Source organism: Flavobacterium sp. HJSW_4, assembly GCF_042436695.1.
Taxonomy (GTDB): domain Bacteria; phylum Bacteroidota; class Bacteroidia; order Flavobacteriales; family Flavobacteriaceae; genus Flavobacterium.
Map to the genome: position 1 here is coordinate 69,777 of NZ_JBHNPP010000006.1, position 15,156 is coordinate 84,932.

15 protein-coding genes are annotated in these 15,156 nt (G+C 33.2%); 9 read left to right on the top strand and 6 right to left on the bottom strand.

All coding sequences use genetic code 11. The features are described 5' to 3' along the window. Positions 1-72: 72 nt before the first annotated feature. Together ACE01P_RS07515 and ACE01P_RS07520 are read left to right on the top strand one after the other, a co-directional pair. Entirely contained in the window at positions 73-801 is a 729-nt protein-coding gene (locus ACE01P_RS07515; protein ID WP_379695845.1) for a hypothetical protein, read from the top strand. Positions 802-887: 86 nt separating this feature from the next. Next, complete coding sequence (locus tag ACE01P_RS07520; protein ID WP_379695847.1) at positions 888-1,445, top strand: DUF4956 domain-containing protein; 558 nt, start codon at positions 888-890, stop codon at positions 1,443-1,445. On the opposite strand, the gene ACE01P_RS07525 is transcribed toward ACE01P_RS07520, so the two are convergent. Beyond that, on the bottom strand, positions 1,442-3,319 hold the full coding sequence (locus tag ACE01P_RS07525) for a PEP/pyruvate-binding domain-containing protein (RefSeq protein ID WP_379695849.1): 1,878 nt from the start codon (positions 3,317-3,319) through the stop codon (positions 1,442-1,444). The genes ACE01P_RS07520 and ACE01P_RS07525 overlap by 4 nt on opposite strands. A gap of 142 nt (positions 3,320-3,461) precedes the next feature. On the opposite strand from ACE01P_RS07525, the gene mnmA reads away from it, so the two are divergent. The 4 genes from mnmA to ACE01P_RS07545 are packed head-to-tail and all read left to right on the top strand — an operon-like array spanning position 3,462 to position 7,682. After that, the gene (gene mnmA, locus ACE01P_RS07530) at positions 3,462-4,649 is read left to right on the top strand and encodes a tRNA 2-thiouridine(34) synthase MnmA (RefSeq protein ID WP_379695850.1); all 1,188 of its coding nucleotides are present in this window, start codon (positions 3,462-3,464) and stop codon (positions 4,647-4,649) included. A 43-nt stretch (positions 4,650-4,692) separates the two neighbouring features. After that, positions 4,693-6,300, top strand: coding sequence for a S8 family serine peptidase (locus ACE01P_RS07535; protein WP_379695852.1), 1,608 nt, complete (start codon positions 4,693-4,695; stop codon positions 6,298-6,300). A gap of 5 nt (positions 6,301-6,305) precedes the next feature. After that, positions 6,306-7,250 carry an NAD(P)H-dependent flavin oxidoreductase gene (locus ACE01P_RS07540; protein WP_379695854.1) on the top strand — a complete coding sequence of 315 codons (945 nt, stop codon included), beginning with the start codon at positions 6,306-6,308 and terminating at the stop codon, positions 7,248-7,250. Positions 7,251-7,271: 21 nt separating this feature from the next. Beyond that, on the top strand, positions 7,272-7,682 hold the full coding sequence (locus ACE01P_RS07545) for a hypothetical protein (RefSeq protein WP_379695856.1): 411 nt from the start codon (positions 7,272-7,274) through the stop codon (positions 7,680-7,682). A 145-nt stretch (positions 7,683-7,827) separates the two neighbouring features. Here the strand turns inward: ACE01P_RS07545 and ACE01P_RS07550 are convergent, their stop codons facing one another. Further along, a complete protein-coding gene (locus tag ACE01P_RS07550; RefSeq protein ID WP_379695858.1) occupies positions 7,828-8,265 on the bottom strand; it encodes a DUF4268 domain-containing protein in 438 nt (145 codons plus the stop codon). A 92-nt stretch (positions 8,266-8,357) separates the two neighbouring features. Between ACE01P_RS07550 and ACE01P_RS07555 the strand changes: the two genes are divergently transcribed. Further along, positions 8,358-9,011 (top strand): NUDIX hydrolase, encoded by a 654-nt coding sequence (locus ACE01P_RS07555; RefSeq protein ID WP_379695860.1) that lies wholly within the window; start codon positions 8,358-8,360, stop codon positions 9,009-9,011. Positions 9,012-9,134: 123 nt separating this feature from the next. Further along, positions 9,135-9,965 (top strand): lysophospholipid acyltransferase family protein, encoded by an 831-nt coding sequence (locus tag ACE01P_RS07560; protein ID WP_379695862.1) that lies wholly within the window; start codon positions 9,135-9,137, stop codon positions 9,963-9,965. Between the two features lie 158 nt (positions 9,966-10,123). On the opposite strand, the gene ACE01P_RS07565 is transcribed toward ACE01P_RS07560, so the two are convergent. From ACE01P_RS07565 to ACE01P_RS07575, 3 genes are read right to left on the bottom strand one after another with little or no spacing between them, the layout of a single operon-like run. Then, positions 10,124-10,756 (bottom strand): hypothetical protein, encoded by a 633-nt coding sequence (locus ACE01P_RS07565; RefSeq protein WP_379695864.1) that lies wholly within the window; start codon positions 10,754-10,756, stop codon positions 10,124-10,126. Positions 10,757-10,764: 8 nt separating this feature from the next. Next, positions 10,765-11,259 carry an RNA polymerase sigma factor gene (locus tag ACE01P_RS07570; protein WP_008462500.1) on the bottom strand — a complete coding sequence of 165 codons (495 nt, stop codon included), beginning with the start codon at positions 11,257-11,259 and terminating at the stop codon, positions 10,765-10,767. Between the two features lie 41 nt (positions 11,260-11,300). Then, complete coding sequence (locus ACE01P_RS07575) at positions 11,301-12,362, bottom strand: DUF3810 domain-containing protein (protein WP_379695866.1); 1,062 nt, start codon at positions 12,360-12,362, stop codon at positions 11,301-11,303. A 240-nt stretch (positions 12,363-12,602) separates the two neighbouring features. On the opposite strand from ACE01P_RS07575, the gene ACE01P_RS07580 reads away from it, so the two are divergent. Beyond that, positions 12,603-14,063, top strand: a complete 1,461-nt coding sequence (locus ACE01P_RS07580) for an aminoacyl-histidine dipeptidase (protein WP_379695868.1) — start codon at positions 12,603-12,605, stop codon at positions 14,061-14,063. Positions 14,064-14,180: 117 nt separating this feature from the next. Here ACE01P_RS07580 and ACE01P_RS07585 read toward each other — a convergent pair whose 3' ends face one another. Continuing rightward, the gene (locus tag ACE01P_RS07585) at positions 14,181-14,963 is read right to left on the bottom strand and encodes a carboxypeptidase-like regulatory domain-containing protein (protein ID WP_379695870.1); all 783 of its coding nucleotides are present in this window, start codon (positions 14,961-14,963) and stop codon (positions 14,181-14,183) included. Positions 14,964-15,156 lie beyond the last annotated feature (193 nt).

Below are 15,156 nucleotides of genomic sequence, written 5' to 3' on the forward strand. Positions count from 1 at the left end.
TAATCGGGATTTTTTTATACCGCCATAATTTATAATTAAGATTTTCGTTAAGCTTAAAAAATAGAATTTACCATGATCTCAAAAAAAATCATATTTGGATTAATATTCCTAACAACATTAGTTTCGAATGCGCAATCAGATATTAATAAAGTGGACGCAGCAGGAAAAAAAGACGGACTTTGGAAAGGAACTTATGCTGAATCTAAACGTCCTCGCTATGAAGGAACTTTTGATCATGGAAAAGAAACAGGCGTTTTTAAATTTTTTGATGATACAAAGAAAGGAGACGTTATGGCTACGAGAGATTTTAGCGCAAATGATGGAAGTTCATACACCATTTTTTTTGATCAGAATAAAAACAAAGTAAGCGAAGGAAAAGAGATTGGAAAATCTCGTGATGGTGAATGGAAATATTATCATAAAGCCTCTAAAGTTTTAATGTCGGTTGAGAATTATAAAAACGGAAAATTGGAAGGTTTGAAAACTATTTATTATCCTAATGCGCAAATTGCAGAAGAGATGATGTATAAAAATGGTTTAAAAGAAGGACCATACAAAAAAATAGGACAAGACGGAACTCTTTTGGAAGAATCAATTTTTGCGAATAATGAATACAATGGCGCAGCTGTTTTTTATGATTCAGATAAATCGGTTGCTTCTAAAGGGAAGTTTGTAAATGGTAAAAAAGCAGGAATCTGGCAATTTTATCAAAAAGGAAAACTGGTGAAAGAAGTAAATATGAGTGATCCTAAAAACACGAATAAAGCATCTGAAAAAGTAGGATCGACAAAAAAACAGTAGTTTAAAAAGTTCAGAATTCATCCGTTAAAAAAATAAATGGTTTAAGCATAAATTGTTTACATTTGATTAACCAATTATGCTAACTAATGGATTTAAAAGAGCTTTTAGGACGATTTTTATTGTTGTTTTTCTCGATTTTGGTTTTGTATTTTTTCTCGAACAGAAAAGACAACGCTACCATAAATCCATTGATGGTTATTGTCGGACTTTGCACTTTTTCTCTTTGTTATCTTTTTACGAAAATAGAAATCGGAGTCGGAATTGGTTTTGGACTTTTTGCAATTTTTTCGATACTTCGATTTAGAACACAATCTTTTACGGTAAATGCTATAATCTTTCTTTTTGCGACGATTACTTTGTCAATTCTAGATATTATGTATCCGTTTGAGAAAATTGAATTGCTGTTGTTTTTTCAAATTATTATCATCGGATTTTATATTGCAGCGTCAATTATAGTCAATAAAAAGGCTTCAAAATATCTCAATTCTGTTGATTTGAAAATTCCGCTTGACGATAATTTTTCTTTAAATTCAGAAGCAATTCGAAAATCAATTCAAGAGAAAATTAAAATTGAAGATTTTGATTTTAGAATTGTCTTAATTAATACTGCGAGCAACGAAATAGATTTATTAGTTTTCTATTAATCGTTGAACGGGCGAACTTGTTTGATGTATAAATCTCTTTTTTCGCCCACAATTTTAAATTCAATATCTACAGGATGAAATTGGTTTTTACGCCAGTAACGATACATTTTGCTTTCAATTTTTTTGCTGACATCATAAAGATTACTCATTTCTTTTCGAGTCAAAAGTGGTTCATTATCGTTCAAATTTGAATTGGAAGTATAATCAATATCAAAATCGGTTTCATCTTTTCCGTCATTGAAATGATACGCCACAAACTGTTCGCAGATTTCTCCTTTTTCTGGTTTTACAACTGAGTTTTCGCCTTTTTGAACATTGACTGTAATGCCTGGAAAATTCGCTCTAAATATATTTTTAGTGATGATTACGCCATTTGCCAATTCGTCAGGAAAAGAACGATGGACCAAAACTCCCATTGCGATATTTTGCTGATCAATTCCAAAAAGCTCTCTTTCATTATACGAAGCTTCATTCCAAACACTTGCCCAAACTTGTTTTATGGCTTTTTCAAAAGTCTTGATGCTGTCGCCTAAAATTCCAGTTTTAGAATCGTATAATCCAGCGCCATTAAAATCATCCAAATCTTCTGCATTCGTTGACGAGCGAAATCTGAAGTTTTTGAATTTTGCATTTTTAAAAGTTTCGTTAAGTTTGGCTATTAAAGTAGGATCAACGTTTTCTTTTTTAATGGCATCTCTAATTTTTTTCAATTGTTTATTAATCCAAACCGTTGAATCTTTATGCGGATATGCTAAAAGTTCTGCAATTAGTGGAGAAATAGAAGTTTTCTGAATATGTTGAATATAAAAATAAAACGGAATCGCATGCGCATCTTCTGGAGTTCTAAACGGAGTTTCTTTTGAAATGGCAATCAGATAAGCCATATTTTGCGCTTTTGAACCAATATAATTCACTCCCTTTTTAGGAATTGCAGATAAACTGACTAATTGAGTTACAGAATTATCAATCGTTAGTTTTTTCTTTTTTCCAGCCGATTTCACTGGGATTTTTTTAGTTGTTTCTTTAATGAAAAATGTATCGACTTCGATTTTTAATTCGACTTTTTTAGAAAGTAATCTCTTGATATTGTTATCTTTTTCAATATCAGTGTAAGCCATAATCGGAATCTTTCTATTTTTTCCTAAAAGCACCAAATGACTTAAAGGAGTTTGAAGTTCATTCACAATAATTCCTCGAACATTTGGAAGAATATCTGGTGTGTCATCCAAAATAATAATTTCGTCAGAACTAGGTTTTATGGTTTCTAATTCTTTGATTTTATATTTTTTTAGAATTCCAATATTACTACCATGGACAACTTCTTGATATTTCAATTCGCCAAAAATATAATCCGATTTTACACAAGGAATTTTGAATTCCTCGCGCTGAAACCATTCCATCATTTGAGGATTGTTCAGATAAAATTTCAGTTTTTCGCCAATGAATGTAGATTTTTTAACCAAATTGAAGAATCGCTCAATTAATGAAATTGGCATATGGTCGGACGCAGCGAGTTCAAAAATCCATTTATCGGTTCCTTTAATGTGATTTAAATTTCCAAGAAGAAAATCTCGATTTTTTTCGGTATCGCTATAATTTTCATTATTGAATATTTCTAGATCATGGCCATAACCCAAATAATTGACCACGAAATCGTAATGAAGCAAAATTACACCGCTGTTGAAATAATACATTTTCTGTTTTCGAAGATCGTAAATCACTTTTACCGATTCAATATTAGAAAATTTATCAGACAAAGGTTTTCCTCTAAATGCTTTATAAGCTTCATAATTTGGCAAAGACGCAGTAAATCGCTGCGCACTAAGCGAAGTTAACACGAATAGGAAAAACAAGCTGTAAATGTATTTTTTCATGTTGTAAAAATGTGTGATTAAATGTACTTAAAAATGTGATAAGTTTTATCTACCGTGGGATTACTTAAAGTAATGCAAACCTTTGTGAAATTTTCTATTATTTGGCGTACCTTTGCAACCTTAAAAAATTAAACATTTCAAAATGAAACGAGTAGTTGTTGGACTTTCAGGTGGAGTAGATTCTAGTGTTGCGGCTTATTTATTGCAGCAGCAGGGGTACGAAGTAATTGGCCTTTTTATGAAAAATTGGCACGATGATTCGGTTACTATTTCTAACGAATGTCCTTGGCTTGAAGATAGTAACGATGCTTTGCTTGTTGCTGAAAAACTAGGAATACCGTTTCAAACTGTTGATTTAAGCGAAGAATACAAAGAAAAAATCGTTGATTACATGTTCAACGAATACGAAAAAGGACGAACTCCAAATCCTGACGTGCTTTGTAATCGCGAAATCAAATTTGATGTGTTTATGAAAATTGCTTTAAGTCTTGGAGCAGATTACGTTGCAACAGGACATTATTGTCAAAAAAGCGAAATTGAAGTTGACGGAAAACGTGTTTACCAATTAGTTGCTGGAGTTGACAATAATAAAGATCAGTCTTATTTCTTATGTCAATTGTCGCAAGAGCAATTGTCTAAAGCATTGTTTCCAATTGGAGCTTTAACGAAGCCAGAAGTTCGTGAAATCGCAGCTGAAATGGAATTGGTTACTGCAGAAAAGAAAGATTCTCAGGGTTTATGTTTTATTGGTAAAGTTCGTCTTCCAGAATTTTTACAGCAAAAATTACAGCCAAAAGAAGGTAAAATTGTTCAAGTGGATAAAAACGATTCGATTTATGTTGCTGAAAAATCAGATGAACTTTCTTTGGAAGAGCGATTAAAATTAGAATCTAAAAAGTTAGAATATCTTCCAACAATGGGAAAAGTGGTTGGAAAGCATCAAGGAGCTCATTATTTTACAGTTGGACAAAGAAAAGGTCTGAATGTAGGAGGAACGACAGATCCTTTATTTGTAATTGCTACCGATGTAGAAACGAATACAATTTATACAGGTTTGTCTAGCCAACACCCAGGTTTGTTTAAAAAAGCACTTTTTGTCGGAAAATCTGAAGTACATTGGATTAGAGAAGACATGACGTTAAAAACGGGTGAAAAAATGGAAGTGATGGCGAGAATTCGTTACCGTCAACCTTTGCAAAAAGCTGTTTTACATCAATTTGAGGACGGAATGTATGTGGAGTTTGAAGAACCACAGTCTGCTATTACAGAAGGACAATTTGTTGCTTGGTATTTAGAAAATGAATTAGTTGGTTCGGGAGTAATTTCTTAGCTTTATACTTTATTTGGGAGAAATCCCTAAAAGGTATAAATTGATGAGACATAACTTTACTTTTCTTTTATTACTTCTTTCGTTTACGGTATTTGCACAAGAAGATGCATGGGTTTATTTTAATGGAAAACCTAATGCACAGTCTTTTTATGATAATCCGCTAACCGAACTTTCACAAAGAGCTTTAGACCGAAGAACGAACCAAAATATTGCTTTGGATATTACAGATGCTCCTGTAGAAACTTCTTATATAAATCAAATTTCCGCAAGTACAGGAATCACGGTAAAAGCGCAGTCGAAATGGCTGAATGCGCTTCATATTCAGGGAACTCAGGCTAATATTAATGCTTTAAAAGCGTTAGCTTTTGTTCAGAAAGTAGAATTTGCAGATAGAACTTTAAATACGACGGGAAAAAAAGCTTCTGAAACTGTAACCAGTAATACAAAAAAGCAATCACAAAGCACTGTTGATTATGCTTACGGTAATTCTGCCAATCAAATTCAGATGTTGAACGGACAGGTTTTACATCAGCAGAATTATACTGGAGAAGGTAAAGTTATTGCTGTTTTAGATGCTGGATTTCCGGGTGTCAATACTGCTCAACCGTTTGAAAATCTTAGAAACAATAATAAAATTTTAGGAGGATACGATTACACCACTCGAAATGCTAATTTCTATGCTGGAGGAGACCATGGAACGAAAGTGCTTTCTACAATGGGGGGCTACAAAGAAAATGCTTTGATAGGAACGGCTCCAAATGCTTCCTATTATCTTTTTATAACTGAAATTGTTGCTTATGAGAATCCTCTTGAAGAATCACTTTGGGTCGAAGCGGCAGAGAAAGCGGATGTCTTAGGAGTCGATATTATCACGACTTCGCTCGGGTATTTCCTTGATCGCGATGAAGTTAGGTACAATCATACTTACAGCGATATGAACGGAATTACCAATTTTATTTCGCGTGGCGCTGAAATCGCTTTTAGTAAAGGAATATTAGTTTTGGCTTCTGCTGGAAATGAAGGAACTCAACCTGAAAAGCACGTTGGTGCTCCAGCAGATGCGGTTTCTGTTTTAACCATTGGTTCTGTTACTGCGTCTAAAAACAAAGCGGCTTCCAGTTCAATAGGACCGACTTATGATGGCAGAATAAAACCAGATGTGATGGCACAAGGAGCGTCGGCTGTAGTTTCTGATGCAAATGGAAATATTGGTACAGCAAGCGGAACTTCATTTTCTTGTCCGATTATGGCGGGAATGGCGGCTTCATTATGGCAAGCTTTTCCATCAAAAACAAATAAAGAAATTAGACAAATGATTTTGGTTTCAGCCGATCGATATGCTACTCCAGATAATAATTATGGGTATGGAATTCCGAATTTTGGTAATGCATTAAGTGTCGACAGTTTTATCGCAGAAGCATCATTTGCGGTGTATCCAAATCCTGCTAAGAATGAAGTTTGGTTTTCTTATTTAAATGAAAATAACACAGCTTCGGTAACGATTTACTCTATTTTAGGCCAAAAATTAATCGAAGAAAAAATCAATAATTTAAATCCAGTTCTTTCCTTGCAATCGCTTCAAAGCGGACTGTATATTTATAGTTTTGATGCTGATAATCTGCATAAAACAGGAAAAATAATCAAGCAATAATTTTAATGAATAAAATCACCCAACTCTTCAATATAAAATATCCAATCATTCAAGGCGGAATGATCTGGAACAGCGGTTACAAATTGGCTTCGGCAGTAAGTAATGCTGGAGGTTTAGGACTTATTGGCGCAGGTTCGATGTATCCAGAAGTTTTAAGAGAACACATTCAGAAATGTAAAAAAGCAACTGATAAACCTTTTGGTGTCAATATTCCGATGTTGTATCCGAACATTGAGGAAATCATGAATATTGTGGTTGATGAAGGAGTGAAAATTGTTTTTACTTCGGCAGGAAACCCGAAAACTTGGACATCTTTTCTGAAAGAAAAAGGTATTACAGTTGTGCATGTGGTGAGCAGTAGTGTTTTTGCTTTAAAAGCGCAAGACGCTGGAGTTGATGCTGTCGTAGCGGAAGGTTTTGAAGCGGGTGGACACAACGGGCGCGAAGAAACTACAACTTTGACTTTGATTCCGATGGTGAAAGAAAAAATACAAATTCCTTTAATAGCGGCTGGCGGAATTGCAACAGGAAGAGGAATGCTTGCGGCTATGATTTTAGGAGCAGATGGTGTTCAGGTTGGAAGCCGTTTTGCAGCATCTTTTGAATCTTCGGCACACAATAATTTTAAAGATACGATAGTTAATACTTTAGAAGGAGGTACGCAATTGACATTGAAAGAATTAGCGCCTGTTAGATTGGTGAAAAATAAATTCTATCAAGATGTTCAGGAGTTGTATCAAAAATGCCCTTCTAAGGAAGAATTGGTTCAACTTTTAGGAAGAGCAAGAGCCAAAAAAGGTATGTTTGAAGGAGATTTGGATGAAGGAGAATTGGAGATCGGTCAAGTTGCAGGTCTGATTCATGAAATTTTACCAGTTGAGGAAATTGTTCAACAAATGATAGCCGAATTTAAAGTCGCATCCAAAGAAAAGACTACATTTGAGCTTTAAATTGACTGCAAGAAATAATTTATGAATTCTATACGCACATATATACTATTACTTTTTTTAGGATTTGGATTTCAACAAGTTCAAAGTCAATCATATCATTTTAAAACTTCGGGTTTTAGTGTTCTAGAAAAAAACGAAAGAGGAAAATGGGGAGAATGGTCCAATCTTGATTTAGTTAATCTTTCAGTTGTTTTAGATACCAATAAACATAGAATTGTGGTTTACTCTCAAGAAATTCAACTTTTTAATATTACAGATTATATTGAAAGAGAAGAGAATGATACTGATATCGTGTATTCTTTTATGTGTAAAGACAACGACGGAAAAGAATGCAAACTGTCAATTATTACCCGAAAAAAACAAGACTACAGAAAACAGCTTTATATCAATTACGACGATCGTATTATAGTGTATAATATTATTACTGTGTAGTTAAGATGCTAAGTTTCTAAGATATTGAGATTCTAAGTTTTTTAGAACTTAAACTAAATAATAAACCCGACAGATTTTTAAAACCTGTCGGGTTTGCTATATAAACTCAAAACTTTGAAGCTTAGTATCTCAGTTTCTTAGAAACTCAATTTTCCACATTTTTAATAAACTCGTCATATTCTAAATAGAACATTTCTAGTGCGTGCATATTTTTGTTGAAAAAATCAAAAATAATATCCCAAGTATTTCGGTTGCTAAAGCCAACGCCTAATTTTTCAACCCAAATTCTGCTGATATTTTTACCACTTTCTAGGGTGTGATTTTTCTCAAAAACCAGATCTTTAATAAATTCTTCTTCTAGAATATTTTTTAAAGCTTCCAACTTTTCGAAGTAGGCATAACGTTTTTCATCGCTTCTGTGTTCGATATCAATTAAAACCTGAGCCTTTTTATTGTCAACATAAAACTTAAAAGAAAAGTCTTTAATCTTTGTGTCATAAAGTACCCATTTACGAGGATATTTTTCGGCGAAAGCCACCCAAAATTCTCTTTTTATTCTTTGTGATTCTTCTCTGCTGTACATTTTTTTAGGCTTTAAGATTAGAAAACTTGCGGTACTGCGTTTTCTGAAGTATATTTATGTTTTATTTGAAAGTACAAAAATAAGCTTTGATTATGAATTTTCAAGACTTTTTGAAATATGTTCCCAATATAATTCCTGTAGAGCTGCCAGCTGTAACATCACACTTAAAAATGGCTCCAAAAGAGCGTATAGAGGGATTAAAAAATCTTGATATTGATGCGTTAAACGCCAGAATGGCGGGGGTAATGATGCTGTTTTATCCGAAACAGGAAAAAACACATTTGGTTTTGATTGTTAGAAATGCCTATGATGGAGTTCATTCGGCTCAGATAGCATTTCCTGGAGGAAAATATGAGAAGGAAGATTTAAATTTTGAAACTACAGCACTTAGAGAAACCCAAGAAGAGGTCGGAATTACGAGAGATAAAATAGAAATAATTAAACATTTTTCTCCAATGTACATTCCGCCAAGTAACTTTTTGGTGCATCCATTTTTAGGAATTGCCACAGAAGAACTTTCTTTTTATCCCGATATACGAGAAGTTGCTGGAATTATTGAGTTGCCATTATCTGTTTTTCTAAATGATGATATAGTTGTTGAGGCCAGATTATCAACTTCTTATGGAGCAAATATTTTGGTTCCTGCCTTTAATATTCAAAATCATATTGTTTGGGGGGCCACAGCAATGATTTTGAGTGAATTGCGTGATGTTTTGAATACCGCTATTGCAAAAGAGATTTCGTAAACATTATTTAATGATTTGATATTCATTTGGATAACTATTAATTGGAGAAATTGTTTTATAGTGTTGCTAAAAGAATAATTTTTGTATGTTTGCGACCTAACAAAAAAATAAGATAAATTAGTTATGGGATTGTTTAAACGAAATCCTTTTGGGCATATATTATTCATCAAGAAATGGTTGATCCGAGTTCTTGGTGCGATGACTCATAAGAGATATAGAGGTTTTAATGAATTGCAGATTGAAGGGTCTGAAATTATTAAGACACTTCCAGACACTAATGTTTTATTTATTTCCAATCACCAGACTTATTTTGCAGACGTTGTGGCGATGTTTCATGTCTTTAATGCAAGTTTATCAGGACGTCAAGACACGATTAAGAATATTGGCTATTTGTGGCAACCTAAAATGAATATTTATTATGTGGCTGCCAAAGAAACCATGCAAGCTGGATTATTGCCAAGAATTTTAGCTTATGTTGGTGCGATTACTGTAGAAAGAACTTGGAGGGCTAAAGGTGTTGATGTGACAGAAAAACGCGATGTAAATCCAAACGATACTGAAAATATCAGAATAGCACTTGAAGATGGATGGGTAATTACTTTTCCGCAAGGAACAACAAAATCGTTTAAACCCGTTCGTAAAGGAACTGCTCATATTATCAAACAACATAAACCAATCGTTATTCCTATTGTAATTGATGGATTCCGTCGTTCTTTTGACAAAAAAGGACTTCGAATGAAGAAAAAAGGAATCCTGCAATCTTTCATTATCAAAGAACCTCTTGATATTGATTATGAAAATGATACCATCGATGAAATCGTAGAAAAAGTAGAATACGCAATCGAACAACACCCTTCATTTTTAAAAGTTATTCCTGCTGAAGAAATAAAAGCGCAAGAAGAACTTAACGAAATGAGAAGATGGAGTTACAAGGATTCAGAAAATGAATATTAAGATTTAAAAATCAATTTTTTTCTTGTTTTAGTTTCAGGTTTCAAGTTTGCTTGCTTTGTTTGGCTGAGCGAAGTTGAAGTCTCACCTATGTTTCAAGTTTCGGGTTCTAAGTTGAAAAACCTTTGTCCCTTTGCGCCTCTGAACCTTTGTCCCTTTGATCAAAAATCTATCTTCTTCAACTCTTTATAATTAGCATATAATCTGCGTAAAAGCGTTCCGTAGATAATTCTGTAGAAACACCAGAACAATCCGAAGAAACCTAAAATTACTAGGAACAGTATTCCGATCGTAACAAACATGGCCTTTCCATTAATGGCTAATTTTTCTCTAAGAAATTCCATATCAGGATTGTAAACGAAAGCAATAAAGAAACTTAGAATTGCTGTAATGACGATCATTCCTAGATTATACCAAACATAATACTGAACAGTTTTGCGAGTTTTCAAAATAGCGCCCATCAATGATTTTGTGGCTATTGTGGTCGAAATTGTTCTGTAGTTTTTGTAGAAAATGTAAACAAAAATCAATACTACAACGTAATTGAAATAGGTAAGAAACTCTAAAGCTGCTACTATTTCAGGATGATTCATTTTTCGCAACACATCATCTGTATTGATAAACAAGTTCGAAAAAGTCCAAAAGGAAATCTCCAAAATACTGATAATTAAAATCCATTTTACAATAGAAGATGACTTTCTATGGATCATCTTATAGATTTCATTTTCAGAAATTTGTTGAAAAGAATCAGAGTTCTTTTGCCAGTCTTTTTTTAGTAAATCCAGTTCTTTCATAATAATTTTTAAGGATTTAGTATTTTTTTAAGTTTCCCTTTGATTCTGTTCATTTTCACGCGCGCATTCACTTCGCTGATTCCTAAAGTCTCAGCTATTTCTTGATAATCTTTGTCTTCTAAATACATAAAAACTAATGCCTTTTCGATGTCATTTAATTGATAAACTGCTTTATACATCAGTTTAATCTGTTCTTCTTCTTCATAATTGTAGTCAACATCTTTTACAAAATGCTGATGATTTTCATAATCTACGGTCGATATAGTTCTTTTGGTTTTTCGGTATAAGGTAATTGCTGTATTTAAAGCAACACGATAGGTCCAAGTCGAAAATTTACTGTCGCCTCTAAATTTGGGATAAGCCTTCCAAAGCTGGATAGTAATTTCTTGAAACAGATCTTTATGAGCGTCTTCGCCAGCAGTATATAATCTACAAATCTTGTGGATTATATTCTGATTTGCCTGCAGCTGCGCAACAAATGACTGTTCTAGATTTTCGCTCATACAGTATTAGTAGTTATGAAATCATTTTTGTTACAGTTGAATTATAATTTTCTCGTTTTATAATAATTAATCGTCAAATCGATAAACTTACTATAACTTTCCATTCCGTCTTTCTGGTTATTCGTTTTTAAGAAATTATCCCAAAGAAAGTGAAAACCCTCATCTATAAAAGTGTCATATTTTTTCCAAAAATCATTGCTTTCTTGGTAGTTTTTTAAAATCCCAACGTGAACGGTTTTCTTCAATTCATTAAATATTTTTTCATCTTTATATTTCCAAATTCCTAAACAATAACTTAAAGTAAAGCTATATCCTGAATATTGATAATAAAGGTTTTCGTTTTTAACAGAAGCTAATACGCCAATAAAATTACATTCGCTTTCGCTAGCAAAACCAATCTGATGCGCCATTTCGTGAGATGTCGTCAGAGGGAAATTATACATTGGTAATAAGTAATTAAGCTGAGCTTCGTTGGTAAAAGGGTTCAAGTAACCGCCAAAGCCCATATAAGTTAACGGAAGGCTGAACAATGATTTCTTTACACTTAAAGTTTTGTATTTAAAATAAGGATGTTCTTTCGCTAAATTATCATAACCATTTAAAATCAGTTGAAATGATTCTTTTTGCGAATACGGAAAAACAACTTTAGCGCTGTCATTTTTGGTGATTTGAAACTGAACTTCATTTGTCTTTGCGATTAATCTTTTAGTGAAAGCAAGAAGATCAGCATCTGTGTATTCTCTTTTGATTTCCATTTTCTCAAAAAGAGGTTTTCGGTAATAATTGAAAGCCCAAAGAAGATGGAAGAAAAAGTAGAAAACAGAGATTTTGCCCAAAATTTTAAGAAGATGATCTTTCCAATCAGTTTTCCAAGTTTTTCTAATTTTCCAAAACCAACTAATTATGGAAATTAATAAAAGGGCATAAATAATATCGCCAACAGAAAACGGAATTTTACCTAAAACTGTTCTTGAAAAAAGAGAAATTCTAACGAATAAATTTTTGCTGTAAAAGCCCTCCACAAAGTCTGGGAAGAATGGTAGGATTTTATAAAATATAATTTGAACTAAGAGAAATAAAGGTAAAACGTATTTTGATTTCACAGCGTAATTTTTAGATAAGTAAATATAAATACAATTATTAACGGATAAAAAGAGTTTGCTGGAAATTCTGAGAATTTTCGCTAATTAATAGCTTTCTAATGGTGTATGATAAAGAAATATTCGAGAAAATGTATTTTAATTTCGATAAGATTAGTGCTAATTCGTGGAATTCGTGGCGAAAAAGACTTTGAAACTTTGTAACTTTGGGACTCTTAATTGTTAAACATCAAACAAAATATAATGAGTCAAGAAATAAGAAATCTGGAACCAAAAGCACTTTGGAACAAATTCGCAGATTTAAACGAAGTTCCTCGTCCATCTAAGAAAGAAGAGCGTGTAATTGAGTTTATGAAAAACTTTGGAAATAGCTTAGGTTTAGAAACTTTTGAAGATGAAATTAGAAACGTAATCATCAGAAAACCGGCAACTCCAGGAATGGAAAATCGTAAACCGATCGTAATGCAAGGGCATTTAGACATGGTGCATCAAAAAAATGCAGATACTGTTTTTGATTTCGACACACAAGGAATCGATATGTATGTTGATGGTGACTGGGTTCGCGCGCGCGGCACAACACTTGGGGCTGATAATGGGCTAGGAGTGGCGACTATTATGGCTATTCTAGAAAGTAAAGATATTCCGCATCCTGCAATCGAAGCTTTGTTTACTGTTGATGAAGAAACAGGAATGACAGGTGCTTTAAACTTAAAAGGAGGTATTTTACAAGGTCAGATTTTATTGAACTTGGATACAGAAGAAGATGATGAAATTGATATTGGATGTGCTGGAGGAATTGATGTAACAGCAACTAGAACATATCATGAAGAAGAAGTTCCTGAAGGTTCTGTTGGTTATACAATCACAGTAAAAGGCTTAAACGGTGGGCATTCAGGAATGGATATTCATAAAGGTTTAGGAAATGCTAATAAAATCATGAACCGTTTGTTATTTGATGCGTTTGAAAACTTTGGTTTGCAGATTGTAGAAATTAACGGAGGAAGCCTTAGAAATGCAATTCCGAGAGAAAGTGTTGCTAAAGTGATTATTTCTCAAATGTTTGATGAAGCTTATGTTTATGATATGCAGGAAATTATTTCTGATATCAAAGCCGAATATAAAACAACAGAACCAAACTTATCTATTGAAATCGTAAAAGGTGATTTACCTCAAAAAGTGATGGATTTAGGAGTTCAGGAAGGAATTATTAGAGCGATTTATGCGGCTCAGAATGGAGTTTACAAAATGAGCGCTGATATGGCTGATTTAGTAGAGACTTCAAATAATATTGCTCGTGTTGTTATTAAAGATGGAGAAATCTTGGTAGGATGTTTAACACGTTCTTCTGTTGAATCTTCAAAATTTGATTTGGCTAATTCTTTACGTTCTGCTTTTGAATTAGTTGGTTGTGAAGTTGAACTTTCTGGTTCTTATCCAGGATGGACTCCAAACGTAAATTCTGAAATTTTAGAAGTTTTAAAAGAGATTTACGAAAAACAAAATGGCGAGCAACCTAAAGTTGTAGCTTGTCACGCTGGTTTAGAATGTGGAATTTTAGGAACAAATTACCCAGATATGGATATGATTTCTTTTGGACCAACAATTCACGGAGCTCACTCTCCAGATGAAAGAGCAAGCATTTCTTCTGCACAAAAATATTGGAAATTTGTATTAGAGATTCTTTCTAATATTCCGGTTAAATAAAAAAGAGTTTTCAGTCGCAGTCGCAGTTTTCAGTCAGCTAACTGAAAACTGTGACCGAAAACTGAGACTATAAAAAAAAATCCCCAATTGAAAAATTGGGGATTTTTTTATTTAAAATTAATTTCGTTTTAAAACTTTATATTGTTCGTAACAAGCGCTAATTGCATCCATAATCTGGAGATCATTTGCGGTTTGGATGAAAGAATCTGAATAGTTGCAGCGTTGCATAATTTCAGGAATTTCATCCTTGCTGATTCCTAATAAAACGGCAACTGTTTCGCGGTCGTATTTTGATTCTAAAAGCGTTCTTACAGTATCGTCTTTTTTCATTTCCTTCAACTTCTTGAGCTCTTTACCATTTTTTCCGAAGAAATTATAAAGCATATCGGCAGGGTTAAAGATTGAACCGAGGACTTTTCCAAAAGCATTTGGAGCATATTCTCCAGCTTCGTAACCTTGCGTAAGTCCAGAAATGCTATAACGATAGTTTTCTTTTGTTGGAATCAATTTAGAATCGATTTCAAGATATCCAGTTAGAGAAAAAGGAGCAATAACAACTTCTTCCAAAGCAATTGCTTTTTCGGTAAGTTGAATTCTTGTTATTTTATTTTTAATCCAGTCATTTGTAACTCTGATTCTTAAAGATTGAAATCCAAGAATAGAGAAATGAAGCGTATCGTTGACTTGTACGTCAATTTCAAAATAACCTTTTTCATCAGATTTTGCACCACGTACTTTATTGGTGTTAATGATATTTACTCCAGCAAGTGGTTGTTTGCTGTTGTCGTTAATAACATAACCTGAAACTCTTTGTGGAACCGTTGGTTGTGCATCTTGCGTATCTTGCGCAAAACCAATGTTGGCGAGAAGTGTAAAAAAGAAAACTGCGAAATATTTCATATCCTGATTTAAAGTTCTAAAAGTAGTAAATCGGGATTAAATATCTCGCAGTCTTGGAATTTAATTATAAGAAAATTAACAAAGCAAAAAAGTATTGCTTTTAGAGTTTTGCTAAAAAGAGTTAAGTGTAAAAAAAATCCCAAATTCCATTATGTTTGGAATTTGGGATTTGTATTTCAGGAAATTAAATTAT